The sequence below is a fragment of the Tessaracoccus lapidicaptus genome (assembly GCF_001693815.1).
GTDB classification, from domain to species: Bacteria; Actinomycetota; Actinomycetes; order Propionibacteriales; family Propionibacteriaceae; genus Arachnia; species Arachnia lapidicapta.
This window is the reverse complement of the sequence record NZ_MBQD01000026.1, coordinates 121,786-146,171: the sequence shown is the minus strand read 5'-3', so window position 1 is coordinate 146,171 and position 24,386 is coordinate 121,786. Positions and strand designations below refer to the sequence as shown.

23 protein-coding genes and 1 pseudogene are annotated in these 24,386 nt (G+C 71.7%); 21 read left to right on the top strand and 3 right to left on the bottom strand.

The features are described from left to right. Both BCR15_RS13370 and BCR15_RS13365 read left to right on the top strand, forming a co-directional pair. Positions 1-1,389, top strand: coding sequence for a 3-oxoacyl-ACP reductase (locus tag BCR15_RS13370; RefSeq protein WP_068752708.1), 1,389 nt, complete (start codon positions 1-3; stop codon positions 1,387-1,389). Next, positions 1,389-2,264, top strand: a complete 876-nt coding sequence (locus BCR15_RS13365) for a MaoC family dehydratase (RefSeq protein ID WP_068752707.1) — start codon at positions 1,389-1,391, stop codon at positions 2,262-2,264. Before BCR15_RS13370 ends, BCR15_RS13365 begins: the two co-directional genes overlap by 1 nt. A 100-nt stretch (positions 2,265-2,364) precedes the next feature. Here the strand turns inward: BCR15_RS13365 and BCR15_RS14765 are convergent, their stop codons facing one another. Further along, positions 2,365-2,805: an endonuclease domain-containing protein gene (locus BCR15_RS14765; RefSeq protein WP_141680144.1), complete on the bottom strand. Its 441-nt coding sequence runs from the start codon at positions 2,803-2,805 to the stop codon at positions 2,365-2,367. Positions 2,806-3,327: 522 nt separating this feature from the next. On the opposite strand from BCR15_RS14765, the gene purB reads away from it, so the two are divergent. The 13 genes and pseudogenes from purB (at position 3,328) to BCR15_RS13300 (ending at position 14,772) form a co-directional block, all read left to right on the top strand. Beyond that, the gene (gene purB, locus BCR15_RS13355; RefSeq protein ID WP_068752706.1) at positions 3,328-4,758 is read left to right on the top strand and encodes an adenylosuccinate lyase; all 1,431 of its coding nucleotides are present in this window, start codon (positions 3,328-3,330) and stop codon (positions 4,756-4,758) included. A gap of 100 nt (positions 4,759-4,858) precedes the next feature. Beyond that, positions 4,859-5,449, top strand: a complete 591-nt coding sequence (locus tag BCR15_RS13350; protein ID WP_141680143.1) for a hypothetical protein — start codon at positions 4,859-4,861, stop codon at positions 5,447-5,449. A gap of 377 nt (positions 5,450-5,826) precedes the next feature. Then, a complete protein-coding gene (locus tag BCR15_RS13345; RefSeq protein WP_068752704.1) occupies positions 5,827-6,363 on the top strand; it encodes a hypothetical protein in 537 nt (178 codons plus the stop codon). Beyond that, positions 6,360-6,770 carry a hypothetical protein gene (locus tag BCR15_RS13340; RefSeq protein ID WP_068752703.1) on the top strand — a complete coding sequence of 137 codons (411 nt, stop codon included), beginning with the start codon at positions 6,360-6,362 and terminating at the stop codon, positions 6,768-6,770. Before BCR15_RS13345 ends, BCR15_RS13340 begins: the two co-directional genes overlap by 4 nt. Before the next feature lie 96 nt (positions 6,771-6,866). After that, complete coding sequence (locus tag BCR15_RS13335; RefSeq protein WP_068752702.1) at positions 6,867-8,534, top strand: nitrite/sulfite reductase; 1,668 nt, start codon at positions 6,867-6,869, stop codon at positions 8,532-8,534. Then, a complete protein-coding gene (locus BCR15_RS15005; RefSeq protein ID WP_176715253.1) occupies positions 8,531-8,704 on the top strand; it encodes a hypothetical protein in 174 nt (57 codons plus the stop codon). The genes BCR15_RS13335 and BCR15_RS15005 overlap by 4 nt, the downstream gene beginning before the upstream one ends. Continuing rightward, on the top strand, positions 8,697-9,428 hold the full coding sequence (locus BCR15_RS13330) for a phosphoadenylyl-sulfate reductase (RefSeq protein WP_068752701.1): 732 nt from the start codon (positions 8,697-8,699) through the stop codon (positions 9,426-9,428). The genes BCR15_RS15005 and BCR15_RS13330 overlap by 8 nt, the downstream gene beginning before the upstream one ends. Next, entirely contained in the window at positions 9,425-10,336 is a 912-nt protein-coding gene (cysD, locus tag BCR15_RS13325) for a sulfate adenylyltransferase subunit CysD (protein ID WP_176715252.1), read from the top strand. The genes BCR15_RS13330 and cysD overlap by 4 nt, the downstream gene beginning before the upstream one ends. Continuing rightward, on the top strand, positions 10,336-11,628 hold the full coding sequence (locus tag BCR15_RS13320; RefSeq protein ID WP_068752699.1) for a sulfate adenylyltransferase subunit 1: 1,293 nt from the start codon (positions 10,336-10,338) through the stop codon (positions 11,626-11,628). Before cysD ends, BCR15_RS13320 begins: the two co-directional genes overlap by 1 nt. A 75-nt stretch (positions 11,629-11,703) precedes the next feature. Next, a complete protein-coding gene (locus BCR15_RS13315; RefSeq protein WP_068752698.1) occupies positions 11,704-12,399 on the top strand; it encodes a sirohydrochlorin chelatase in 696 nt (231 codons plus the stop codon). Between the two features lie 14 nt (positions 12,400-12,413). Further along, positions 12,414-13,259, top strand: a pseudogene (locus BCR15_RS13310) (phosphoribosylaminoimidazolesuccinocarboxamide synthase); the annotation flags it as partial. 47 nt (positions 13,260-13,306) lie between these two features. Beyond that, the gene (locus tag BCR15_RS13305; RefSeq protein WP_068752696.1) at positions 13,307-14,155 is read left to right on the top strand and encodes an aminotransferase class IV; all 849 of its coding nucleotides are present in this window, start codon (positions 13,307-13,309) and stop codon (positions 14,153-14,155) included. Continuing rightward, entirely contained in the window at positions 14,155-14,772 is a 618-nt protein-coding gene (locus tag BCR15_RS13300) for a DNA-3-methyladenine glycosylase (protein ID WP_068752695.1), read from the top strand. Before BCR15_RS13305 ends, BCR15_RS13300 begins: the two co-directional genes overlap by 1 nt. A gap of 3 nt (positions 14,773-14,775) precedes the next feature. Here the strand turns inward: BCR15_RS13300 and BCR15_RS13295 are convergent, their stop codons facing one another. Further along, the gene (locus BCR15_RS13295; RefSeq protein WP_068752694.1) at positions 14,776-15,948 is read right to left on the bottom strand and encodes a pyridoxal phosphate-dependent aminotransferase; all 1,173 of its coding nucleotides are present in this window, start codon (positions 15,946-15,948) and stop codon (positions 14,776-14,778) included. Between the two features lie 107 nt (positions 15,949-16,055). On the opposite strand from BCR15_RS13295, the gene BCR15_RS13290 reads away from it, so the two are divergent. The 4 genes from BCR15_RS13290 (at position 16,056) to purQ (ending at position 18,301) form a co-directional block, all read left to right on the top strand. Next, entirely contained in the window at positions 16,056-16,964 is a 909-nt protein-coding gene (locus tag BCR15_RS13290) for a hypothetical protein (RefSeq protein ID WP_068752693.1), read from the top strand. Then, positions 16,961-17,326, top strand: coding sequence for a GntR family transcriptional regulator (locus BCR15_RS15385; protein WP_068752692.1), 366 nt, complete (start codon positions 16,961-16,963; stop codon positions 17,324-17,326). Before BCR15_RS13290 ends, BCR15_RS15385 begins: the two co-directional genes overlap by 4 nt. A 61-nt stretch (positions 17,327-17,387) precedes the next feature. Further along, entirely contained in the window at positions 17,388-17,627 is a 240-nt protein-coding gene (purS, locus tag BCR15_RS13280; protein WP_068752691.1) for a phosphoribosylformylglycinamidine synthase subunit PurS, read from the top strand. Further along, on the top strand, positions 17,627-18,301 hold the full coding sequence (purQ, locus tag BCR15_RS13275; RefSeq protein WP_068752690.1) for a phosphoribosylformylglycinamidine synthase subunit PurQ: 675 nt from the start codon (positions 17,627-17,629) through the stop codon (positions 18,299-18,301). Before purS ends, purQ begins: the two co-directional genes overlap by 1 nt. Positions 18,302-18,575: 274 nt before the next feature. On the opposite strand, the gene BCR15_RS13270 is transcribed toward purQ, so the two are convergent. Then, positions 18,576-18,872 (bottom strand): GIY-YIG nuclease family protein, encoded by a 297-nt coding sequence (locus BCR15_RS13270; protein WP_068752689.1) that lies wholly within the window; start codon positions 18,870-18,872, stop codon positions 18,576-18,578. Between the two features lie 692 nt (positions 18,873-19,564). Between BCR15_RS13270 and pepN the strand changes: the two genes are divergently transcribed. Both pepN and purL read left to right on the top strand, forming a co-directional pair. Further along, positions 19,565-22,087, top strand: a complete 2,523-nt coding sequence (gene pepN, locus BCR15_RS13265; RefSeq protein ID WP_068752688.1) for an aminopeptidase N — start codon at positions 19,565-19,567, stop codon at positions 22,085-22,087. 4 nt (positions 22,088-22,091) lie between these two features. After that, a complete protein-coding gene (gene purL / locus BCR15_RS13260; protein WP_068752687.1) occupies positions 22,092-24,344 on the top strand; it encodes a phosphoribosylformylglycinamidine synthase subunit PurL in 2,253 nt (750 codons plus the stop codon). Positions 24,345-24,386 lie beyond the last annotated feature (42 nt).

Below are 24,386 nucleotides of genomic sequence, written 5' to 3'. Positions count from 1 at the left end.
ATGGACGTGTTGGAGAAGCTGTACGCCACCCCCGCGGGGAAGTTCGTCGCCCGGAAGGCCGGCCTCGCCGATCCGCCGCGGCTCCGGCGGGGGCGGGTCCTGCCCACCGGGCCCGTGGTGCTCGCCGAGCTCGACGGCGGCGGCCTGGGCCGGGCCACGCTCGCGCAACTCGGCATCGAGGCGGCTGAGCCGTTGCTGGACCTGCCCGAGTCGCGAACCAAGGACGAGAAGGGCCGCGACGTGCCGCCGCGGTACTCGACGCGCCCGGGCGCGATCGTCGTCGACGCCACCGGCGTGCGGGAGATCACGCAGCTCGAGGGGATCCGCCGGGCGCTGCGCCCGGTCATGCGCTCGCTGGAGGAGTCGGGGCGCGTGATCGTCCTGGCCACGGACGCGGCCGACGTGGAGGGCCTGGAGGCGAAGGCCGTGGCACAGGCCGTCGACGGCGTCAACCGCACCGTGGGCAAGGAGCTGCGCGGCGGCGCGACGGCGAACCTCGTGTTCGTGCGCCGGGGCACGGAGCCCGCCGACCTGGCGTCCACCATGTCGTTCCTCCTGGAGGGTCGCTCGGCGTTCGTCAGCGGGCAGGCCTGGCGCGTGGGGACCGCGGAGCGTCGGCACAGCGTCACGGCCCGGCCGTTCGACGGCCGTGTCGTGGTGGTGACCGGAGCCGCGCGCGGTATCGGTGCGGCGATCGCGCGCACCTTCGCCAGGGACGGGGCGACGGTGGTCGCCGTCGACATCCCCGCGTCGGGTGACGCGCTGGCGTCGGTCGCCAACGAGGTCGGGGGGTCGGCCCTGCAGCTCGACATCACGTCGGGCGACGCGGGCGCCCGCATGGCGGAGCATGTCGCGCGCGTGCACGGCGAGTCGTCGCGGATCTGGGCGGTGGTGCACAACGCCGGCATTACGCGCGACAAGCTGCTGGCCAACCTCGACGAGAAGCGCTGGGCGTCCGTGCTCGACGTCAACCTCGCGGCCGAGATGCGCATCAACGACTACCTCCTCACTCACGACGTCCCCGGCGGGCTCGCCGAGGAGGCGCGCATCGTCGGCATCGCCTCGACCTCCGGCGTCGCGGGCAACAAGGGCCAGACGAACTACGCAGCGTCCAAGGCCGGCGTCATGGGCCTGGTGTGGGCCATGCGGGAGGAACTCGCCGCCCGGCCGATCACCGTCAACGCGGTGGCTCCCGGATTCATCGAGACCGAGATGACCGCCGCCATCCCGTTCGTGCAGCGAGAGATCTTCCGCCGCTCCAACTCGTTGAACCAGGGCGGCCGCCCGGTGGACGTCGCGGAGACCCTCGCGTATCTGTGCGATCCCGCCTCCGGCGGCGTGAACGGGCAGGTCATCCGCGTGTGCGGCCAGAACCTGGTGGGTGCCTGATGGGCCGCGACGTGGTGGTGCTCCCCACCCTCCCGGAGCCGAAGGGCGTCCTCGCGAAGGCGCTGCGGGGACTGACGAAGAAGCCGGGCGACGTGGCCACGCTGCCGGCGCGCACCCACATGGTGATGGAGCACCGGGTGGCGGTGTCGCGGCTGGCGGCCTACTGTGCCGAGACGGGCTTCGCCCTGCGCGACGAGATGCCCGCCACCTGGCTGCACGTGCTGACCTTCCCGCTCCAGACGGAGGCGATGGCCGCGGACGACTTCCCGTTCCCGCTCGCCGGGCTCGTGCACGTCACCAACGACATGACGCTGCACCGTCCCCTTCGGGTGGACGAGGTCCTGCGCGTGTCGGTCCGGGCCGGGAACCTGCAGCCCCACGCGAAGGGCGCCACGTTCGACATGGTGGGCGAGGTGCACGTCGGCGACGAGCTGGTCTGGCACGGCACATCGGTGTATCTGGCGGGCGGGGCCCGCGTGGCCGGCGATGCGCCGCCTCCCGTGCGCCTGGCCGCGCCGTCGGTGGCGCCGTCGCAGGAGTGGCGGTTGCCCGGCGATCTGGGCCGCCGCTACGCGTCCGTGTCCGGGGACCACAACCCGATCCACCTCAACGCGCTGACGGCCCGGCTGTTCGGGTTCCCGCGGCCGATCATCCACGGGATGTGGACGCATGCGCGGGCGGTCGCGGCGTTGGGTGGTGAGTTGCCCGACGCGTACCGCGTGCGGGTCCAGTTCGCCAAGCCGATCCTGCTGCCCGCGAAGGTGGGCTACGGCGTGGTCCGCGAGGACGGGCAGTGGCGGTTCGCGGTCGTCAACCGGGAGGGCAAGCCGCATCTCGTCGGCGAGTTGAGCGTGGCCCGGCGCGGGGAGCCCTGAGACGAGGAGCCTACGGCTTCCCTGCCTCGCACAATGTGCCGCGCCACCGCAGTGAGGATCCGGGGAGATAGCCGTCTATGGGAGCTATCTCCCCGGATTCTCACTGTTCCGGTAGAGGCGACGGCGGGGCGAGGTGCTTGCCCGTCCGCAGGATGCGCAGCACCTTGGCCTGTGTCTTGCTCCATGTTCTGTGGATCTGGCTGTAGCTCAGCCGCACCGTCGAGTAGCCGAGTTCGCGCGCAGCAAGGTCGCGGCGTCGGTCCTCCCGATGGTCCGTATGGTGGGCGGCGCTGTCGCATTCGATGATCAGCGATTTCCCCACGAGCAGATCCACCGCTCCAACTCCTGCGATCTTCTGCTGGGGGCGGACGTTGAAGCGATGCTGCTGCAGGAACAGCCTCACCCGTGTCTCCGAGCCGGACCCGGCCCTCCCGTCGAAGAACTGCAAGGTGCGCCGTTTGTGGACCGAGGCTTCGCGGATCAGGGCGTGCGCGTCGTCGTCGCTCAGTAGAGCCTTCTGGACCGCCGACTCCAGAACCATCAGCGCCTCCTCGGGAGTGTGATGCCGGATGACCTGGGTGAGGCACTCCGTCAGCGGAAAGAGTGCCGTCCTCGGTAGGCCCAGAGGCGACCGATGCCAGCTCGTCCTCAGGCAGGCGGATCCCCTGCCGATGATGACGTGCGGTTCTGCATGCTGGGGCGTCCAGAGGCCGTGCAGTTGGCACCCGCTCAGGCAGCCGACTCGCCCGCCGCCTGCGAGCGCCTCCAACTCCCACGCGTGTGTCTCCGGGCCCGCGTACCAGCCTCGCGAGACCTTCCGCAGTCTTCCGTCAGCCAAGGCGGCCCTGATTCTGTCCGGGGTGAAGCCGAGCGAGCTGAGATGGCTCGTGGACACTGCCCCCAGGCGCGGTGAGAGTGAGGATCCGGGGAGTTGGCCCTCTATGTGGGCTATCTCCCCGGATTCCAACTGGTTCGATGATGGATCTCGCGTCACCTCGGCATGGTTGGGCAAGGGCAGGTGGATTTTCCGGTATCCACAGGCTGAGTCCTAGGCTGTGGTGCCATGAGCGTCCCCAACGTGCTGGCCAACCGTTACGCATCGCAGCAGCTCCGCGACATCTGGGCCCCGGAGGCCAAGATCGTGTCCGAGCGCCGCCTCTGGCTGGCCGTGCTGCGGGCCCAGCGCGACCTGGGCGTGGACTTCGGCGGAGCGGACCCCGATGCGGTGATCAGCGCCTACGAGGACGTCATCGATCAGGTGGACCTCGATTCGATCAACGCCCGGGAGCGGGTCACCCGCCACGACGTGAAGGCCCGCATCGAGGAGTTCAACGCTCTGGCCGGTCACGAACACATCCACAAGGGCATGACGTCGCGGGATCTGACCGAGAACATCGAGCAGTTGCAGGTGCTGGAGTCGCTGCGAGTGGTCCGGGCCCGCCTGGTCGCGACCCTGGCGCAGCTCGCTCGGCTCGCCACTGAATACGCCGATCAGCCGCTGACGGGACGCTCGCACAATGTCGCGGCGCAGCTGACCACGCTCGGCAAGCGGTTCGCGACGGCGGCCGACGAACTGCTCGTGGGCCTCGGCCGGCTCGACGACCTCATCGCCCGCTACCCGGCTCGGGGCATCAAGGGACCGGTCGGCACCGCGCAGGACATGCTCGACCTCCTCGGTGGGGACGCCGACAAGCTCGCCGAACTCGAACGTCGCATCGCCGACGAGCTCGGCTTCGCCGCTGTCCTGACGTCCACCGGCCAGGTCTACCCGCGCTCCCTCGACTACGACGTCGTCACCGCCCTGGCCCAGATCTCGGCGGCGCCGTCCAACGTGGCCACCACCATCCGGCTCATGGCCGGCCTCGAGCTGGTCACGGAGGGGTTCAAGGAGGGGCAGGTCGGCTCGTCCGCGATGCCGCACAAGATGAACACACGCTCGTGTGAGCGGGTCAACGGCCTGGCCGTCGTGCTGCGCGGCTACGTCTCCATGGTGGGGGAGCTGGCGGGCGACCAGTGGAACGAGGGCGACGTGTCCTGCTCCGTGGTCCGCCGCGTGGCGTTGCCGGACGCGTTCTTCGCCCTCGACGGGCTGTTCGAGACGTTCCTGACCGTACTCGCGGACTTCGGCGCGTTCCCAGCCGTCATCGCGGCCGAACTGGAGCGGTACTTCCCGTTCCTCACCACCACGAAGGTGCTGATGGCCGCGGTGCGCAAGGGCGTCGGTCGCGAGGTCGCGCACGAGGCGATCAAGGAGCATGCGGTGGCCGTCGCGCTCGACCTGCGCCGCGGGGCGCGGGCCAACGACCTGCTCGACCGGCTGGCCGCGGACGCGCGACTCCACCTCTCGCGCGACGAGCTCGACGCGCTCGTCGGCAGCCCGCTCGACCTCGCCGGAACCGCGCAGGCCCAAGTGGCTCGCGTGGCGGGCCGAGTGGCTGAGGTGGTCGCCGCCGACCCGGAGGCTGCGGCATACCGCCCCGGCGCCGTGCTCTGATCGCCTTCCGGAGGTAGTTGTCCACAGATGGCTGATTGGGGGGTGATTGTGACCCCTCGGGTTGGTTGAATGGCGGGCGAGTCGACCGATCGGAGTGCCGATGCGCCACCTGCTCGTCCCTGTTGTCCTTGCTGCGTGCGTTGTTGGTGCGTGCACGCCTGCTGTGGAGGAGCCGACGACGGCGCCTCCGCCCAGCCCGACTGTGGCGGTGTCGGCGTCGCCGAGCCCGACGCCCGAGCCGTCGCCGAGTCCGACGGTCGCGGAGTCGTTTCCCCCGGCGCCCGCGTCGGAGTCGGCGGACCAGGCGGCGGTGAGAGCGGCCTGGATGGAGTACTGGGAGACGTTTGAGACGTACGCCCAACGCCCCGAGCTGACTGACTTCACGCGGCTTCAGAATCTCCTTGAGGGCGAGGAGGCACGCCTGAGTCTGGAGTCCATCCGCAATCTGCGGGAGAGCGGAAAGAAGGCTGCAGGGGGTCTGGCATTCCGATCCGTCGAACTTGAGGTCCAACAGAGTTCCGCTTCGGTGGCGTACTGCTTGGACCGGTCAAATCTCGCGCTTGAGGATCTCAGTACTGGTGAAGTTGAGCTAGGCAGCCTCCCCAATCTGTCTGAGACGGCAACCCTGTCCAAGGGCGATGACGGCAAATGGCGAGTCTCACAGATCCGGAATGTGGAGGCCGAGTGCTGAGGAGGCTGTCAGCGGCGCTGGGCTTAGCCAGCCTCATGCTCATGTCCCACACTCTCGTAGCCGCTGCAGACCCGCAATGTGAGCGGTCGGATGCTTGGGGCACCACTTGCAGCATCGTGGCCGAAGAGCCTGAGGGCTCCCCGGCGACAGGGGGCCACGGTGGGGAAGCGCCCAGCCCTGAATCCGAACGCGAGTGCTTCGTCGGTGACCGTGCTGTGCCATGTCGGACATACGCCGGCTCATGGAGCGAAGTAGTCGATGCGTGGTGCAGGCTTGCAGAACCTCAGCCTCCGCTCGCAGACCCTGTTTGGCGAAGCAACGGTGAAGGTGCCATCTATCTGTGCACAGGACCGAGCGGTGCCGTTCCGGACCCGGGAATGACTTTCCTGTGGTGGTTGCCGGCGGCGCCGGATGCGGTGACGCGGGCGGATGCGGAGGCTGCGGCGCGGCGGGTGTTGGCGTCGTTGGGACTGACTGCCATTGACCTGGGCATTCATCCGCGTGGCGACACCGTCGATCGGATGGGCTACGTCGGCTGGCATACATGGTTGTGGGCGGAGTCGCCGTCGGATCGGCAGTGGGGACCGGTGGAGGCGCGGGCGACGGATTCTGGTATCTCGGTGTCGCTGAGCGCCCGCGTTGCTGAGGTCACGTGGGAGATGGGTAACGGCGACAGTCTGGCCTGTCAGCGGGGGACGGCGTGGTCTGAGTCGCGGACGCAGGGTGGGCGCAATGTGGCGTCGCCGGATTGTGGCTACGTGTATGCGGAGGATGGGCGTTACACGGTGACCGCGACATCTGAGTGGGCCGTCGACTGGACGGCGGCCGGGTACACGGGCACGTTGCCGTTGACGCTCAGCCGGTCTGCGGACGTGATGGTCGGCGAGTTGCAGTCGGTGGCGGTCGGCGGATGACCCGGCGCCGTGATCAGCGCGGGCTCGCGCTCTCGGTGTGGACGGCCGCCGCCATGCCGGGGCTGATCATCACCGTCGGGCTCGGCGTCGACTTCTCGGGCCACGCGGCGGCGGAGCAGGAGGCCCGCGCCGTCGCCGCCCAGGCCGCCCGCGCCGCGACCCATGAAGTCCGCGTCACCGCAGCCGGAGCCGCTCTCGACGTGCCCGCCGCCCGGCGCGCCGCCGTCGCCTTCCTCCGCGACGCCGGCTACGACGGCTCCGCGACCGTCACGGCCGACAGCGCCGTCGTCTCCGCCCACGGCTCCTACCGCACGCTGTTCCTGGGGCTCATCGGCATCGCGGCGATCCCCGTCGAGGTCACGGGGTCGGCGCGGGCGGTCGCGACTGTCGACGGATCCGAGGCCTGACTGTTCGCCCCTGGCGATCAAGGTGCCGATTGGGGAATGACGAGCCACGCCGCCCGGTTGCACGCGGTCAGTAAGGCCCCCGACGAAGGACCACCGATGACCGAAGCCGCAGCCCGCCCCAAGCGCAACCAGGCCACCGGCGCGTGGGCCGACGGCGACACCACGCCGCTGAACCCCAACGAAGTGTTCAAGCAGGCCGACGACGGGCTGAACGTCCGCACCCGCATCGAGGAGATCTACTCCAAGGAGGGCTTCGCGAGCATCCCGGGCGACGACCTCCGGGGCCGGATGCGCTGGTGGGGCCTCTACACCCAGCGCAAGCCGGGGATCGACGGCGGCAAGACCGCCTCCCTGCCCCCCGAGGCCCTCGACGATGAGTTCTTCATGCTCCGCGTCCGCTCCGACGGCGGCGCCCTCAGCAACGAGCAGCTGCGCACCATCGCCGGCATCTCCACCGAGTTCGCCCGCGACACCGCCGACATCTCGGATCGGCAGAACATCCAGCTCCACTGGATCCGCGTCGAGGACGTCCCGGAGATCTGGCGTCGGCTGGAGGCCGTGGGTCTCATGACGACGCAGGCGTGCGGCGACACCCCGCGCGTCATCCTCGGCTCGCCCGTCGCGGGGATCGCCGAGTCGGAGCTCATCGACGGCACCCCCGCCCTGGAGCACATCCGCGACACCTACATCGGCAGCCCCGAGTTCTCCAACCTGCCGCGCAAGTTCAAGACCGCCATCTCCGGCAGCCCGAACCTCGACGTCGCGCACGAGGCCAACGACATCTCCTTCGTCGGCGTCGTCCACCCGGAGCACGGGCCGGGCTTCGACCTGTGGGTGGCCGGCGGCCTCTCCACCAACCCGATGTTCGCCCAGCGCCTGGGCGCCTGGGTGCCGCTGGCCGAGGTCCCGGAGGTGTGGAAGGGCGTCGTGTCGATCTTCCGCGACTACGGCTATCGCCGGTTGCGCAACCGCGCCCGCCTGAAGTTCCTCATGGCGGACTGGGGGCCGGAGAAGTTCCGCGAAGTCCTCGAGACGCGCTACCTGAAGCGCCGCCTGCTCGACGGCCCGGCGCCCGACGCGACGAACGTCCGCCGCGACCACGTCGGCATCCACCCGCAGCGCGACGGCCTCTTCTGGGTGGGCGTCGCGCCCATCGCCGGCCGCGTCTCGGGCACGATCCTCGCCCGGGTCGCCGACCTCGCGGCGACGCACGGGTCCGGGCGCGTCCGCCTCACGCCGCACCAGAAGCTGCTCGTCCTCGATGTGCCTGAGGGCGCCGTCGAGGCCCTCGTCGGTGAACCCGACGCCCTGGGCCTCCAGGCCCGGCCGTCGGAGTTCCGACGCGGCGTGCTGGCCTGCACCGGCATCGAGTACTGCAAGCTGGCGCTCGTCGAGACCAAGGCCCGCGCCCGCACGATCGTCACCGAACTCGAGGCCCGCCTGCCGGACTTCGACGTCCCGTTCACCATCCACGTCAACGGCTGCCCGAACGCGTGCGCCCGCACGCAGGTCGCCGACGTGGGCCTCAAGGGCATGGTCCAGACCGACGCCGACGGCAACCTCGTCGAGCTGTTCCAGGTCCACCTCGGCGGCAGCCTCGGTGCCACCAGCCAGCTCGCCCGCAAGACCCGCGCCCTCAAGGTCGCCGCCCCCGACCTGCCCGACTACATCGAGCGGCTCGCCCGCACGTTCCTCGCGCAGCGCGACGGCGACGAGTCCTTCGCGCAGTGGGCCCACCGCGCCGACGAGGACGACCTCCGATGAGCGCGGTCATCTTCCACTGCCCGTTCTGCGCGGAGGAGGACCTGCGTCCGGTCGAGGAGCCCCGCGGCGCCTGGCACTGCCTGGCCTGTGCCCGGGTGTTCTCCGTCACGCAGCATCGGGTCGCCGCGGAGTACATCCCGGCGCGCATCGAGGAGGAGCGACATGACTGAGCCGCAGCCGCAGCTGCGCGTGCTCGCGGACGAGGCCGCGGCCCGGTTCGCCGCGCTCGAGGCCGACCCCGCACACGCCGGCCACCTGGGCCGCGTCGAGCTCAGCCGCGAGGTCCTCCGCTGGGCCGAGGAGACGTTCGGGCAGGAGCTCACCGTGGCATCGTCGATGGGCGACGAGGTCCTGCTTGAGCTCATCGCCCAGTCGGCGCCGTCGCTCGATGTGTTCTTCCTCGACACCGGCTACCACTTCCCCGAAACACTCGCCACGCGCGACCACTACGCCGAACGCCTCCACCTGCGCACGGTCCTGCCGCTGTTGACGGTCGCGGAGCAGGACGCCGAGTTCGGCCCCCGGCTGCACGACCGCGACCCCGACCGCTGCTGCGCCATGCGCAAGGTGGACCCGCTCAATTTCGCCGTCCAGGGCCGCCGGGCCTGGGTCACGGGCATGCGTCGCGTCGACGCGCCGACCCGGACCGACATCACGCTGGTCGGCTGGGACGAGAAGCGGTCGATGGTCAAGATCAACCCGATCGCCGCGTGGGACGACGAGGACGTGGACCGGTTCGCCTTCGAGGAGGACGTCCACCTCAATCCGCTGCGCGAGCAGGGCTATCCGTCGATCGGCTGCGCGCCCTGCACCCGTCCGGTCGCCCCGGGCGACGACCCCCGAGCCGGCCGCTGGGCCGGGAAGAACAAGACCGAATGCGGGCTCCACACATGACACGTGCCACCGACTACACCCTCGACCACCTCGACCACCTCGAGTCCGAGGCGATCCACATCTTCCGCGAGGTGGAGGGCGAATTCGAGCGTCCCGTCATCCTGTTCAGCGGAGGCAAGGACTCCGTCGTCATGCTGCACCTGGCGCTCAAGGCGTTCGCGCCCGCACCGCTCCCGTTCGCGCTGCTGCATGTCGACACCGGCCACAACTTCCCGGAGGTCCTCACCTACCGCGACGACACGGTGGCGCGCACCGGCGCCCGGCTGTACGTGGCCAAGGTGCAGGACTACATCGACGACGGCCGCCTGCGGGAACGCCCCGACGGCACCCGCAACCCGCTGCAGACCGTCCCGCTGCTCGACGCCATCGAGTCCGGCCGGTTCGACGCCGTGTTCGGCGGGGGGCGCCGCGACGAGGAGAAGGCCCGCGCGAAGGAGCGGGTGTTCTCGCTGCGCGACGCGTTCGGTGCCTGGGACCCGCGCCGCCAGCGCCCCGAGCTGTGGGACCTGTACAACGGCCGGCACGCGCCCGGCGAGCACGTCCGGGTCTTCCCGCTGTCGAACTGGACCGAGCTCGACGTCTGGCGCTACATCGAGCGCGAGCGGATCGAGCTGCCGGCCATCTACTACGCGCACCGCCGCGAGGTCTTCCTCCGCGACGGCATGTGGCTGACGGCGGGCGACTGGGGCGGCCCCCGGCAGGGCGAGACGGTGGAGGAGCGCACGGTGCGCTACCGCACCGTCGGCGACATGAGCTGCACGGGCGCCGTCGAGTCCGAGGCGGCCGACGTCGCCGACGTGATCCTCGAGGTCGCGGCCTCGCGCGTCACCGAACGCGGCGCCACCCGCGCCGACGACCGGCTCTCCGAGGCCGCCATGGAAGACCGCAAGAAGCAGGGGTATTTCTGATGACGCACGACCTCCTCCGCCTCGCCACGGCGGGCTCCGTCGACGACGGAAAGTCCACGCTCGTCGGCCGGCTGCTCTACGACACCAAGTCGGTGCTCGCGGACCAGCTCGACGCCGTCGAGCGGGTGTCGCGGGAACGCGGCCTCGACGGCGCCGACCTCGCCCTGCTGACCGACGGGCTGCGGGCCGAACGCGAGCAGGGCATCACCATCGACGTCGCCTACCGCTACTTCTCGACCGCCACCCGCTCCTACGTGCTGGCCGACACCCCCGGCCACGTGCAGTACACGCGCAACATGGTCACCGGGGCGTCGACGGCCGAACTCGCGCTCATCCTCGTCGACGCCCGGCACGGTGTCGTCGAGCAGACCCGCCGGCACCTGGCCGTCACCGGACTGCTGGGCGTGCGGCACGTCGCGGTGGCCGTGAACAAGATGGACCTCGTGGACTGGGACCGGTCCCGCTACGACGACATCGTGGCCGACGCGCGCGCTCTGGCCGCCCGCTTCGACATCGAGGACGTCGTCGCGGTGCCGCTGTCGGCGCTGCTGGGCGACAACGTCGTCGAGCGCTCCGCGCACACCCCGTGGTACGACGGCCCGACGCTGCTCGAGCACCTCGAGGCCGTGCCCGTCGGTACCGACCCCGCGACGCAGCCGTTCCGGTTCCCCGTGCAGGTCGTGGTCCGGCCGCAGGCGGGGGAGTACCGCGACTACCGCGGCTACGCCGGCCGCATCACCGCCGGGGTCGTCCGCGTCGGCGACGAGGTCGCCGTCCTGCCAGGTGGCCGCACGACCCGCGTGGTCGGCATTGACCTGGGGCGCGGCGACGGCACGGTCACGGAACTCTCCGAAGCCTTCGCGCCGCAGTCCGTGACGCTTCGGCTCGCCGACGACATCGACATCTCCCGCGGCGACCTCCTCGCCGATCCGGGCCGCCCGGGCCACGTCACCCGGTCGGTGGGCGGCACCGTCTGCGTGCTGTCCGAGCGCCCCGTCCGGCCCCGCGACCGGGTCCTGCTGCGGGCCGGCACCCGGACGGTCCGGGCGATGGTCGAGGAGATCATCGACCAGCTCGACATCGACACGGTCGACTACCGCCGCGCGCCGCAGGAACTACGGCTCAACGACATCGGCCGCGTCCGCGTCCGGCTCGCCGACGACCTGCCCATCGACGACTACCACGAGCTGCGCCGCTCGGGCGCGTTCCTCCTGATCGACGACGCCGACGGCGCCACGCTGGCCGCCGGTATGGCCGACGCCCCGGACCGCTACGCCGGCGCCGACATCTGACGCGCCACCCCCCGCCCAGCCGTCCGCGGAGGCGCGGCGCGACGCGGTGACCTCCGAGACAACTAGGTTGGCCCAATGCCTGACATCGTCCTGATCGCCCCCGGCTCGCCTGACCCGCGCCACAGCGACGGCGTGGAGCGGCTCGTCGACGCCGTCCGCGACCGGGTCCGTTCCGGGCGGGGCGTGGGGGCGTGTTACCTCGGGCATCACGGGCCCACCCCGTCGGAGCTGTCCGCGGAACTGGGGCGTGCGGCCGTCGCCATCCCGCTCCTGCTTGACCCCCGGGACCGCCACGCGAGCGCGCTGCCCGGCGCCGCCCGAGAACTGGCCGCGGCGGGTGCGGACGTCCAGCTGAGGCCCACGCTCGGGCCCGATCCCCGCCTGTTCGACGCCTGCGAGGAACTCCTGGCCGCGGCGGGCATCGTGCCGGATCCGGCCACGGCCGTCGTGCTCGTGGGCCCGGCAGGGGGGCGCGACCTCGCGAGCGTGGAGGAGCCCGCCACCGCACACCGCCTCGGCTGGGGGCCATGGGCCCTGGCCGCCGTCGACGGCGCCGAGCCGCTGGAGGCTGTCGTGGCCCACGTCCGCGGCCTCGCGGACCGGGTGGTCGGCGTCTCGTTCGTCGTGTCGGAGGACCGCGACCACGACCGCATGGCGGCCCGCTGCGACGCCCTCGACATCCCGATGGTGGCGGGCGGCCTGTCCCAGACCGGCGCGCTGGCTGATCTCGTCATCGCGCGCGCGGCGCAGGACGCTAGGCTCTCCGCGTGAGTCAGTTCGGCGCCCTGGTCAACCTCCCCCTCCGCCACGCGGGCAAGGTCCGCGAGCTGTACACCGTCGAGGACGAGGGGGTCGAGCGGATCCTCATGGTGGCCACCGACAACATCTCGGCCTTCGACCACGTGCTGGCGACGCCGATCCCCGACAAGGGAGCCATCCTCACGCAGCTCAGCCTCTGGTGGTTCGATCAGCTGGCCGACCTCGTCGACAACCACGTGGTCTCCACCGACGTGCCGGCCGCGGTCGCCGGGCGCGCGACGCTCGTCGAGGCACTCGACATGGTGGAGGTCGAGTGCGTGGCCCGCGGCTACCTCACCGGCTCCGGGTGGACCGAGTACCAGCAGTCGCGGACCGTGTGCGGCGTTCCGCTGCCGGGCGGACTCCGCGACGGCGACAAGCTTCCCGAACCCATCTTCACGCCGGCCATCAAGGCCCCGCTCGGCGAGCACGACGAGAACGTCGACTTCGCCACCATCGCCCGCCTCCACGGCGATCAGCTGGCGGCCGAGCTGCGTGACCTCACGCTGGCGATCTACCGACGCGCCGAGGCCATCGCCGCCGAGCGCGGCATCATCCTCGCCGACACCAAGTTCGAGTTCGGCCGCCGCGCCGACGGGACGCTAGTGCTCGCGGACGAGGTGCTCACCCCCGACTCCTCCCGCTTCTGGGACGCCGCCGCGTGGCGGCCGGGGGAGTCGCTGCCGAGCTTCGACAAGCAGTACGTCCGCGACTGGCTCGCGCACGAATCCGGCTGGGACAAGGCCTCCGACACCCCGCCCCCGCCGCTGCCCGCCGAGGTCGTGGCGGCCACGCGCGAGCGCTACCTCGAGGCGTTCCGCCGCCTCACCGGCCGCGACTTCCAGCCCGCGGTTCCCGCCTGAGGGCTAGTGTCGACGGCATGACCATCCGCATGCTCGCCCTCCTCGACGGCACGCTCGTCGACCCCACCATCCCCATCGTCCGCGCCGACGACCAGGGCGTCGTGCGGGGCGACGGCGTCTTCGACGCGCTGCTCGCGAGCTTCGGCCGCGCGCACCACCTCGACGAGCACCTCGACCGGCTCGCCGCCTCGGCCCGCATCCTGCAACTACCCGACCCCGACGACGCGGGCTACCGTCGCGCCGTCGACGCCATCCTCGGCGCGTGGGACTGGGACGCCGAGCCCGAGGCGGTGCTGCGGCTCATCATGACGCGCGGACCAGAGGGCCTCGATGAGCCGAACGGGTGGGTGATGGCCGCCCCGCTCGACGCCACCACCAAGCGTGAGCGGACCGACGGCGTGCGCGTCCTGGTCCTGGACCGCGGGTTCGAGGGCGCCGACGTCGCCCCGCTGCCCTGGCTGCTGCCGGGCGCGAAGTCGCTGTCCTACGGCATCAACATGGCGGCCAAGCGCTACGCGAAGGCCAACGGTGCCGACGACGTCATCTTCGTCACGCCGTCGGGCTCCCTGCTTGAGGGCCCCACCTCCAGCGTGGTCCTGGACCTGGACGGGGTGCTCGTCACCCCGCCGCTGGACGGCATCCTCCGCTCCATCACCATCGCCGAGCTGCTGGACAAGGCGCCCGCTGCGGGGCTCGACGTTCGGGTGGTCCCGCTGCACCGCGACGACCTCGCCCGCGCCCGAGGCGTGTGGCTGCTGTCGAGCGGGCGCATCGTCGCCCCCGTCACGCACATCGACGGCGCGGACATGCCCGTCTCTCCGCTGGGGGAGGCGCTGACCGACCTACTCACCCCGCGCCCCGAGTGATGCTGGTCCATCCCGCGATCGGCTACCCCGACCTGCCGGACGACGCGGTCGCGCTGCTCGAGGCCGTCGCGGCGGAGGCGCGCGCGCTGCTCGACGGCACGCTGACCGTGGACCGGGACGGGGAGCGGGTGTCGCTGCGGATCACCGAGGTGGAGGCCTACGGCGGCGGGTACGACCCGGCCTCGCACGCCTACCGCGGGCCTTCGGCGCGCAACGCCGCGATGTTCGGCCCGCCCCGCCACGCCTACGTGTACCGGCACATGGGCCTGCACACCTGCTTCAACGTCGTCGTCGCCGTCGACGGCACCCCCACCGGGGTCCTGGTCCGCGCGGGGGAGGTGGTCGAAGGGGTCGAGATCGCCAGGGCCCGGCGCGCGGCCAAGGGCGTCACCCGCCGCGACACCGACCTCGCGTCGGGGCCCGCGCGGCTCACGGTCGCGATGGGGATCACGCTCGCCGACGCCGGCGCCCCGTTGGACGGGTCCACCGCCATCACGGTGCGGCCGCGCAGCGGAGAGGAGCCGATGGTGGCGGTCGGCCCCCGCATCGGGGTGGGGAAGGCGGCGGACTTCCCGCTGCGGTTCTGGATCGACGGAGACCCCACCGTCAGCCGGTGACCCTCAGCGCTGGAACGCGACGATCCGCTCGACGGCCTCGGCGATCGCCGCGCTCCCGGCCGCGAAACTGATCCGCACCGTGCGGTCGCCGAGGCGGGCGTCGAAGTCGCGCCCCGGGGTGACGGCGACGCCGGTGGCCTCCAGCAGCGCCGACGCGTAGGCGGCCGACGTCCCCCACCGGTCGAGCTGGGGGCCCAGATCGGCGTAGTAGTAGAACGCGCCGTCGGCCGGTGCGGCGACACCCCAGCCCAGACGCGTCTCGTTGGCCAACAGCACCTCGCGGGCGGCCGCGAAGTCGGCCACGGCGGCGTCGCACTCGGCGTAGGAGGAGTCGTCGAACGCGCGCAGCGCGGCGTACTGCGCCGGCGCCGGCGGGCAGAGCGCCAGGTTTCCGGCGAGCGCGTCGACGGCGGGCGCCAGATCCTCGGGCATGACGAGCCAGCCCAGCCGCCAGCCCGTCATGCCCCAGTACTTGCTGAACGAGGACACGACGACGGCGCGGTCGCTCTCGTCCAAGGCGGAGGCGCCGCGATCCGCGCCGGGCGGGTAGGTGACGCCGTGGTAGATCTCGTCGCTGACGAGCAGGACCCCCTGCCCGTCGCACCAGGCCACGAGATCACGTAGCTCGTCGCGGCTGACCATGGTGCCGGTGGGGTTGGCGGGGGAGGCGAGCACGAGGCCCGACAGGGGGCGCTCGGCGTGCGCGGCGGCGAGCAGCTCGACGGTGGGCTGGAACCGCACCTCCGGGCCGCAGTCGATGTCGACGACCTCGCAGCCGAGCGAGGTGAGGATGTTGCGGTAGGCGGGGTAGCCGGGGCGGGCCAGCGCCACCCGGTCGCCCGCCTCGAAGGCCGCCAGGAACGCGAGCAGGAACGCGCCCGACGAGCCGGTCGTGACCGCCACCCGCTCCGGGTCGAGCTCCACGCCGTACCAGCGGCGGTAGTGCCCGGAAAGAGCCTCGCGCAGCGGACGGATCCCGAGCGCCGGCGTGTAGCCGAAGGGTCTGCCCTCCGCGTGCAGCCGCGCTGCCTCGGCGTTGACGGCCGACGGCGCCCCGCCCGCGGGTTCCCCGGCGCACAGTGAGATGACGTCGCGGCCGGCCGAGCGCAGCGTGGCCACGCGGTCGAGGACGGTCATGACCTCGAACGGGGGAACGGCGGAGCGCGACGACGGCATGCCGCTCAGGGTAGCCCGGGGCCTCCCCGCGTGTTGTATCAAGGTGTTGACACAAGGGTGAGCCGGGGGATAGCTTTGTGTCACCTACATGATACAAGGAGGGCGCCATGGCCGTCTCAGGACTCTTCTCGCTGGTACTGCTCTCGCTGACCGTCGTGATGGCGCTCGCCGCCGCACTGCTGCTGGGGCGACGGCGGGCCCGATCCCTCGCATTCGACGAGTCGGTCTACCCCGGATTGAGGTCACTGCGTCGTGCGACGATCGGGTGGCGGGTGATCGGGATGGTAGCCGGCGCGGTGGTGGCGGTGGGCGCCGTGTCGTTCGGACACCTGCGGCCCTACGCCTTCGCTGCGCCCCTGCTCGCGGCGACCGCCGTCGTGGCCGCCATCGTCGTGGGCCAGCGCAGCGTCTACAAGGCGGCGCGTGTCCGGGGCAGCGCCGGGATCGAACACCGGCGCCTGAGGGACTATCTCCCTGCTGCCCTGACCAGGTGGGTGGCCTGCCTGCTGGCCCTGCTCCTCACCGCGGTCCTCTTCTCGACGCTGGCAGCCTCGCCAGACGACATGGGCCGTGCCGGGCGTGCCGTGGCGGCCTCGTGGACCCAGGGCGACGGCGCCGCCGAGGGTGTCTTCGGCTCGCTGCGCAGCCCGTACCCGGGCAGCTTCTACACCCTGTGGGTGGGCATCGCGCTGGTGCTGCTGCTGGTGGCGACGGGCATCGGGCTCGGCATGACGGCGCGGCGTCCGCGCAACGGCGCCGATCCGGAACTCGTGCGGGTCGACGACGCGCTGCGCCGGATCACCGCCGAGGGGATCGTCGCCGGGCTCGGCGTAGGCGTCGGCGGCGCGGCGTTCGCCGTGCTGCTCGTCGGGGGCATGGACCTGGTGCAGCTCGCGCCGGTCCCCCTCGTCACGGCAGCCGGGGTGGTGAGCCTCCTCGGCGCCGTCGTCGCGCTCGTGGGTCTGATCGGCGCCGGCGTGATCCTCCTCGTGCCGCGCGACGGCGGTGCCCGGTGACCGTCTCGCTGCGCGTGGACTCCGCCGATCCCACGCCACCGTATGAGCAGCTGCGGCGACAACTCGCCGGGCTCATCCGCACCGGCACCCTGGCCTCGGGGACGAGGCTGCCGACGGTCAGGCAGCTGGCCCAGGACCTCGGCCTGGCTCCAGGGACCGTGATGCGGACGTACCGGGAGCTCGAGGCAGATGGGCTCGTGGCGAGCCGACGGGTCCAGGGCACTGTGGTGACCGGGACGGTCGGGGCCGTGGACCAGAGGTTGGCGGTGCTTGCAGCGAGCTTCGTCGAGGAGGCGGGGCGCCTCGGCGCCGGGCCCGCCGAGATCCGCGCCGCCGTCGACGTGGCGCTGTCGCGGGGCTGACGCTGTCCGGCGTCGTCGCGCGCGGACGTCCGCAAGGACGCCGTGGGCTAGAATCCGGGCCATGCCACGCGTCGTCGTCAACGTCATGCCGAAGCCCGAGATCCTCGACCCGCAGGGGAAGGCCGTCACCGGCGCCCTCAAGCGGCTCGGCTTCGACGGGCTCACCGTCCGTCAGGGCAAGCGGTTCGAGATCGAGGTCGACGGCGAGGTCACGCCCGAGGTGCTGGCGGAGATCGGGGATGCGGCCGAGAAGCTGCTCGCCAACACCGTCATCGAGTCCTTCGACGTGGTGGCCGACTGATGGCCCGCATCGGCGTCGTCACGTTCCCGGGGTCGCTCGACGACCATGACGCGTTGCGCGCCGTCCGGCTGACAGGCGCCGAGGCCGTGCCGCTGTGGCACGGGTCTGACTCCGTGCAGGGCGTCGACGCCATCATCCTGCCCGGCGGATTCTCGTATGGCGACTACCTGCGCTGCGGCGCGATCGCCCGGTTCAGCCCGGTCATGGACACCATCATCGACGCCGCCAACGCGGGCATGCCGGTGCTCGGGATCTGCAACGGCTTCCAGCTGCTGTGCGAGGCGCACCTGCTCGAGGGGGCGATGATCCGCAACGTCGGGCAGCACTTCATCTGCCGCGACGAGCGGCTGCGGGTCGAGACCATCGACACCACGTGGACGTGCGCCTTCGAGAAGGGCCAGGAGATCACCATCGCCCTGAAGAACGGCGAGGGCAACTACCAGGCCTCGCCTGAGACGCTGCGCAAGCTCGAGGACAACGACCAGGTGGTCTTCCGGTACCTGGACAACCCGAACGGTTCGGCCAACGACATCGCTGGGATCACCAACGAGCGCGGCAACGTCGTCGGCCTGATGCCGCACCCGGAGCACAACGTCGAGGAGTTGACGAGCCCGACGCTCGACGGCCGCCTGTTCTTCGAGTCGGTGCTGCAGTTCCTGTCCGCGCGCGTCTGACTGGCGCTAGCCGCCCACCGAGGCCGCGCTTGCCTGTTCGCTGAGGTCGCGCCAATCCGTTCGCTGAGGTCGCGCCCGGTGCGCAGCACCCGGGCGAGTCTCGAAGCCGACGCCGCAGGCGTCGATCCCCCAACCACCCCGTTCGCTGAGGTCGCGGCCGGTGTGCAGCACCCGGGCGAGTCTCGAAGCCGACGCCACCTCGTTCGCTGAGGTCGCGCCCGGTGCGGAGCACCTGGGCGAGTCTCGAAGCCGACGCCGCAGGCGTCGATCACCCTCACCCGGCGTCCGTCGACCGACGTCGCCGAGCCGACAGACCCGGCAGGTCGTCGAACCGACCCTCGACCAACGCACGCCGCTTCGCCCGACCCCAACCGCTGAGCTTCCGCTCCATCTGCCAGGCTTCGCCGATGTTGTCGAACTCCTGCGCCCAGACCAGCCGGACGGGCTGCCTCAGCGCGGTGTAGCGGCTGCCCCTCCCGATGCCGTGCTCCCAGGCGCGCTGATCCAGGTCCCGGGTCGAGCCGACGTAGTACGAGCCGTCTCCGCATTCCAACATGTATGTCCAAGCCATGTCGGCATGATGGTTGGCGGGGCCGGCGCTGTGCCGCGGAATGTGTCGCCTGTGGAGAGTGGGGGGCTTGGGGGGATCGACGCCTGCGGCGTCGGCTTCGAGACGCGCCCGGGCGGCTCCGCCGTCGGGCGCGACCTCAGCGAACGGGTCCGCGAGGGGGCGGGACGGTGGGGCGGCAATGCGCAGTGATGCCCAACTCGAGGGTCACCAAACTGGCGTCCCGCCTGGACCTACCCGACCCAGGGCCGCCCCACCGGCACGCACCCGGACCTGCTCACGCCACCGCCGGAACGAGTGTGGGGAGACGGGAGCCGAGGGTCGGGCGGCCTCGATCTACCCGGCCCCAACTCCTCGGTCAGCTGAACGGGGCACCCGGCCACAAGGGCCGCCCGAGCGTCGGGTCACGGCTTCCCACACCATCAGGGGATGGGGTCAAGGGATCGACGCCTGCGGCGTCGGCTTCGAGACTCGCCCGGGTGCTCCGCACCGGGCGCGACCTCAGCGAACGAGAGGGCGCGACCTCAGCGAACGAGGCGGGCGCGACCTCAGCGAACGGGGTCAAGGGATCGACGCCTACGGCGTCGGCTTCGAGACTCGCCCGGGTGCTGCGCACCGGGCGCGACCTCAGCGAACGGTGCAGGCGCGACCTCAGCGAACGGGGAACGCTTGGCACAGGTGCGAGGATGGGGCCCATGTCGTCTGCCAACCTCAGTCACGCCGAAACTTCCGAGCGTGCCCGCCTCGTCACCGTCCACGCGTACCGCGTCGACGTCGACATCCGTGACGCGGCGAACCCCGACGTCGACACCTTCCCGGTCACGTCGTCGATCGACCTCACCTCGCTCGCGACGGAGACCTGGCTCGACTTCCTCGGCGAGGTCGACGCGGTCGAGGTCGACGGCACGGCGCAGCCCGTGGAGCACGACGGCGCCCGGATCGCGCTGAGCAGCCTCCCCACCGGCCGGCCCTGCACCGTCACGGTCCGCGCCCGCGGCCGGTACTCGCGCACCGGCGAGGGCCTCCACCGCTTCGTCGACCCGGCCGACGGCGAGACCTACCTCTACACGCAGTACGAACCCGCCGACGCCCGCCGCGTGTTTCCGAACCTGGAGCAGCCGGACATCCGGGCGCCGTTCACGTTCTCGCTCACGGGGCCGGCCGGCTGGTGGCTCGGGTCCAACCAGCCCGCGGCGTCGCGGGAGGAGGTGGCCGACGGCGTCGTGCGCGTCGGCTTCGAGCCCACCCGGACGCTGTCGACCTACATCACCTGCCTGGTGGCAGGGCCGTACCACCGGGTGACCGACACCTGGGGCGACATGGAACTCGGCCTGATGTGCCGCCAAAGCCTGGCCCGCTACCTCGACGCCGATGAACTCTTCCGGCTCACCAAGGCGGGCCTGGACTGGCTGACCGCCAACTTCGGCGAGTACCCGTGGGGAGCGAAGTACGACCAGATCTTCGTGCCCGAGTACAACCTGGGCGCCATGGAGAACCCCGGGCTGGTCACGTTCACCGAGCACTACCTGTTCCGCTCGCCCGCGACACCCGCGCAGCTGCAGGGCCGCGCCAACACGCTGGTGCACGAGATGAGCCACATGTGGTTCGGCGATCTGGTGACCTGCCGCTGGTGGGGCGATCTGTGGCTCAAGGAGAGCTTCGCGGAGTTCATGGGCAGCCACGTCTCCGTCGAGGCGTGCGGGTTCGCCGACGGCTGGGTCAACTTCGCCACGTCGCGCAAAGTGGGGGCCTACCTCGCGGACGCCATGCCGACGACGCACCCGATCGTCGCCGACATCCCGGACCTCGAGGCCGCGAAGACCAACTTCGACCGGATCACCTACTCCAAGGGGTCCGCGGCGCTCACGCAGCTCGTGCACTACGTGGGCCTGGACGCATTCCTCGCCGGGTGCCGCCGCTACTTCCGCACGCACGCCTTCGGCGCGGCCAGCCTCGCCGACTTCATCGCCGCGCTCGACCACGAGACCGACCGGGACCTCAGCGGCTGGATCGCGGCGTGGCTGGAGACGTCGGGCCACGACCGGCTGAGCGCCCACGTCGACGCGCACGCCGGCCGCCTCGCCGGGCTGCGGGTGCGCCGCGACACCCCGGCGGGTGACTCGGCCGACCGCCCGCACGCCACCACCGTCGGCCTCTATGCCCTGACGGACGGCAGCCTGACCCTGCTACGGCGGCTCGACGTCGTCATCGCGGGCCAGGAGACCGCGGTGGAGGTGCCGTCCGGGCTCCCCGCACCGGACGTCGTGCTCGTCAACGACCAGGATCAGACCTTCGCGCGCGTCGAGCTGGACGCCCGCAGCCGCGAGGTCCTGCTCTACCACGTCGCCGACCTGGAGCCGCTGGCCAGGGCCGTCGCCTGGACCGCGCTCTGGTCGGATGTCCGCGCCGGGCTGATTGCCCCGGCCGCGTTCGTAGCGGCGGTCCTCCGCGCCGGCGAGACGCAGTCCGGCGTACTGGCGACGCTGCTGGACCGCGCCTTCACCGCCCTGGACCGGTACAGCGACGACCCGCCCGTCGCGGCGCTCTGGCGGGAGGGGGGCCGCGGGGCCGCCCTCGACGCCGAACCGGGTTCGGCCGAGCAGCAGCTGTGGGCCAAGGCGTACCTGCGCGCCGCGGCCCTGGCCCCCGAGGACGTGCGCTGGGTGCTGGACGGCGGGATCCCGGGGCTGGAGGTGTCGGTCGACCTCACCTGGTTGGCCTGGCAGTCGCTGGCGACGCAGGGCGCGGCGAGCGACGCCGAACTGGCCGCGGCTCTGGCCGCCGACGACACCGCGACGGGTCGTATGGCGCACCTGCGCGCGGTGATGTCCCGCCCAGACCCGACGCTCAAGGAGGACGCCTGGCGGCGCGCACACACTGTCGGCGGCGAGACGAACGAGGCGGTCGACGCCCTCCTCGCCGGCTTCCGCGCCCCAGGTCAGGACGCACTGCGCGCCCCGTTCACGGACCGCTACCTCGCCGGGCTGCTGGCGGTGTGGCGGGAGCACCCCATCGAGATCGCCATGCGGCTGGTGCGCGGCGGGTTCCCCGCCGACGGCGCGGAGGCGGGACGGCGGTGGCTGAGCGAGCACCCGGACGCGCCGGCCACGCTGCGCCGCCTGGTCCGCGAGGAGATCTTCGAGGCAGACGTCGCGGCGCGGGTGCGGTCCGCGAACGCCGTCGAGTTACCCGCAGCGGAGCGCGCGACGGTAGATTGACCCCGTGGCAGACACCGTTGAGCACGCAGCCCAGACGCCGGATGTCGAGCAGCCGTACGCGGCGCTGGGCGTGAAGGACGACGAGTACGCGCGGATCCGCGAGATCCTGGGCCGCCGGCCCACCAGCGCCGAACTCGCGATGTACTCGGTCATGTGGTCCGAGCACTGCTCGTACAAGTCGTCGAAGGTGCACCTGCGCAAGTTCGGCGAACTGAGCCAGGACACCCCGCGCGGCCCGCTGCTGGCCGGCATCGGCGACAACGCCGGCGTCGTCGACATCGGGCAGGGCTATGCCGTGACCTTCAAGGCGGAGTCGCACAACCATCCGTCGTTCGTCGAGCCGTACCAGGGCGCCGCGACCGGCGTCGGCGGCATCGTCCGCGACATCCTCGCCATGGGCGCCCGCCCGATCGGCGTGATGGACTCACTGCGCTTCGGGCCCCTCGACGAGTCCGACACCCGCCGCGTCCTGCCCGGCGTCGTCGCCGGCGTCGGGGGCTATGGCAACTGCCTCGGCCTGCCCAACATCGGAGGCGAGGTCCAGTTCCACGAGAGCTACCTCGGCAACCCCCTGGTCAACGCCCTGTGCGTCGGCGTGCTGCGCCACGAGGACCTGCACTTCGCCAAGGCGACCGGCGTCGGCAACCAGGTCATCATGTTCGGCGCGGCCACGGGCGGCGACGGCATCGGCGGCGCCTCGATCCTCGCCTCCGAGACGTTCGACGAGGACGGCCCGGCCAAGCGCCCGAGCGTGCAGGTCGGCGACCCGTTCATGGAGAAGCTCCTCATCGAGTGCACCCTGGAGCTGTTCCAGGCGGGCATCATCAACGGCATCCAGGACTTCGGCGCCGCCGGCATCTCCTGCGCGACCTCCGAGCTGGCCTCGGCGGGCGACGGCGGCATGTTCGTCAACCTGGACCTCGTGCCGCTCCGCGACCCCAACCTCGCCCCTGAGGAGATCCTCATGAGCGAGTCGCAGGAGCGGATGATGGCGGTGGTCGAACCCGCCAACGTCGACCGCTTCATGGAGATCTGCGCCAAGTGGGACGTCCAGGCCACGGTCGTCGGTGAGGTCATCGAGGGCGACCGGCTCATCATCCAGTGGCACGGCGAGACCATCGTCGACGTCGACCCCAAGACGGTCGCCCACGAGGGCCCCGTCTACGAGCGCCCGTACCACCGGCCGGCGTGGCTCGACGCCGTCAACGCCGACCGCGCCGAGGACCTGCCGCACGACAACTCGCCCGAGGCGCTCACGTCCGCGATCCTCACGATCCTGGGCCACGGCAACATCGCCGACAAGACGTGGGTGACGGAGCAGTACGACCGCTACGTGCGCGGCAACTCCGTCCTCGCGCAGCCCGAGGACTCGGGAATGCTGCGCATCGACGAGGAGACCGGCCTCGGCATCGCGCTGGCTCTCGACGCCAACTCGCGGTTTTCCTACCTCAACCCGTACCTCGGCGCCCAGCTGTCCCTGGCCGAGTCCTACCGCAACGTCGCCGTCACGGGCGCCGAGCCCGTGGCGATCACGGACTGCCTGAACTTCGGCTCCCCGGAGGACCCCGAGGTGATGTGGCAGTTCGCCGAGGCCGTGCTCGGGCTCGTCGACGGCTGTCGTGAGCTGGGTGTCCCCGTGACCGGCGGCAACGTGTCGCTGTACAACCAGACGGCGACCGCCCCGATCCTGCCGACCCCCACCGTCGGCGTGCTGGGCGTGATCGACAACGTGGCCACGCGGCTGCGGTCCGGCTTCGCGCACCCCGGCGACGCGATCCTCCTGCTGGGCGAGACCCGCGAGGAGCTGTCCGGCTCCATCTGGGCGTCGGCGCTGCACGACCACCTGGGCGGCATGCCCCCGGCCGTGTCGCTGGAGGCCGAGAAGGCGCTGGCCGCGGTCATGGGGGAGGCGTCGCGCCGCGGCCTGCTGTCGTCGGCACACGACGTCAGCGAAGGCGGCCTGGCCGTCGCGCTGGCGGAGTCGGCGTTCCGCGCCGGCCTGGGCTTCGCCGTCACTGTCCCGGAGGGCGACCCCACCGTCGCCCTGTTCTCCGAGTCGGCGGCCCGCGCCGTGGTGTCGCTGTCGGGTGCCGACGTCGAGGCGTTCGAGGCGCTGTGCGCCGAGAAGGGCGTCCCCGTGACACGGCTGGGCGAGGTGACCGGCGAGCCGGAGCTCGAGTTCGTGGGGCTGCTGACCCTCGGCCTGGAGGAGGCGCTGTCGGCCTGGAAGGCGCCGATCCCGGCCGCGATGGCCTGACGGCTCGGGCCCCGCGCCGGGGCATCGGGGAGTCTCGGTAGG

Excerpts from the sequence above, each read along its gene's own strand:
- BCR15_RS13370 (WP_068752708.1), top strand. The coding sequence starts at position 1 with ATGGACGTGTTGGAGAAGCTGTACGCCACCCCCGCGGGGAAGTTCGTC.
- BCR15_RS13365 (WP_068752707.1), top strand. The coding sequence starts at position 1,389 with ATGGGCCGCGACGTGGTGGTGCTCCCCACCCTCCCGGAGCCGAAGGGC.
- BCR15_RS14765 (WP_141680144.1), bottom strand. The coding sequence starts at position 2,805 with ATGGTTCTGGAGTCGGCGGTCCAGAAGGCTCTACTGAGCGACGACGAC.
- purB (WP_068752706.1), top strand. The coding sequence starts at position 3,328 with ATGAGCGTCCCCAACGTGCTGGCCAACCGTTACGCATCGCAGCAGCTC.
- BCR15_RS13350 (WP_141680143.1), top strand. The coding sequence starts at position 4,859 with ATGCGCCACCTGCTCGTCCCTGTTGTCCTTGCTGCGTGCGTTGTTGGT.
- BCR15_RS13345 (WP_068752704.1), top strand. The coding sequence starts at position 5,827 with ATGACTTTCCTGTGGTGGTTGCCGGCGGCGCCGGATGCGGTGACGCGG.
- BCR15_RS13340 (WP_068752703.1), top strand. The coding sequence starts at position 6,360 with ATGACCCGGCGCCGTGATCAGCGCGGGCTCGCGCTCTCGGTGTGGACG.
- BCR15_RS13335 (WP_068752702.1), top strand. The coding sequence starts at position 6,867 with ATGACCGAAGCCGCAGCCCGCCCCAAGCGCAACCAGGCCACCGGCGCG.
- BCR15_RS15005 (WP_176715253.1), top strand. The coding sequence starts at position 8,531 with ATGAGCGCGGTCATCTTCCACTGCCCGTTCTGCGCGGAGGAGGACCTG.
- BCR15_RS13330 (WP_068752701.1), top strand. The coding sequence starts at position 8,697 with ATGACTGAGCCGCAGCCGCAGCTGCGCGTGCTCGCGGACGAGGCCGCG.
- cysD (WP_176715252.1), top strand. The coding sequence starts at position 9,425 with ATGACACGTGCCACCGACTACACCCTCGACCACCTCGACCACCTCGAG.
- BCR15_RS13320 (WP_068752699.1), top strand. The coding sequence starts at position 10,336 with ATGACGCACGACCTCCTCCGCCTCGCCACGGCGGGCTCCGTCGACGAC.
- BCR15_RS13315 (WP_068752698.1), top strand. The coding sequence starts at position 11,704 with ATGCCTGACATCGTCCTGATCGCCCCCGGCTCGCCTGACCCGCGCCAC.
- BCR15_RS13305 (WP_068752696.1), top strand. The coding sequence starts at position 13,307 with ATGACCATCCGCATGCTCGCCCTCCTCGACGGCACGCTCGTCGACCCC.
- BCR15_RS13300 (WP_068752695.1), top strand. The coding sequence starts at position 14,155 with ATGCTGGTCCATCCCGCGATCGGCTACCCCGACCTGCCGGACGACGCG.
- BCR15_RS13295 (WP_068752694.1), bottom strand. The coding sequence starts at position 15,948 with ATGCCGTCGTCGCGCTCCGCCGTTCCCCCGTTCGAGGTCATGACCGTC.
- BCR15_RS13290 (WP_068752693.1), top strand. The coding sequence starts at position 16,056 with ATGGCCGTCTCAGGACTCTTCTCGCTGGTACTGCTCTCGCTGACCGTC.
- purS (WP_068752691.1), top strand. The coding sequence starts at position 17,388 with ATGCCACGCGTCGTCGTCAACGTCATGCCGAAGCCCGAGATCCTCGAC.
- purQ (WP_068752690.1), top strand. The coding sequence starts at position 17,627 with ATGGCCCGCATCGGCGTCGTCACGTTCCCGGGGTCGCTCGACGACCAT.
- BCR15_RS13270 (WP_068752689.1), bottom strand. The coding sequence starts at position 18,872 with ATGGCTTGGACATACATGTTGGAATGCGGAGACGGCTCGTACTACGTC.
- pepN (WP_068752688.1), top strand. The coding sequence starts at position 19,565 with ATGTCGTCTGCCAACCTCAGTCACGCCGAAACTTCCGAGCGTGCCCGC.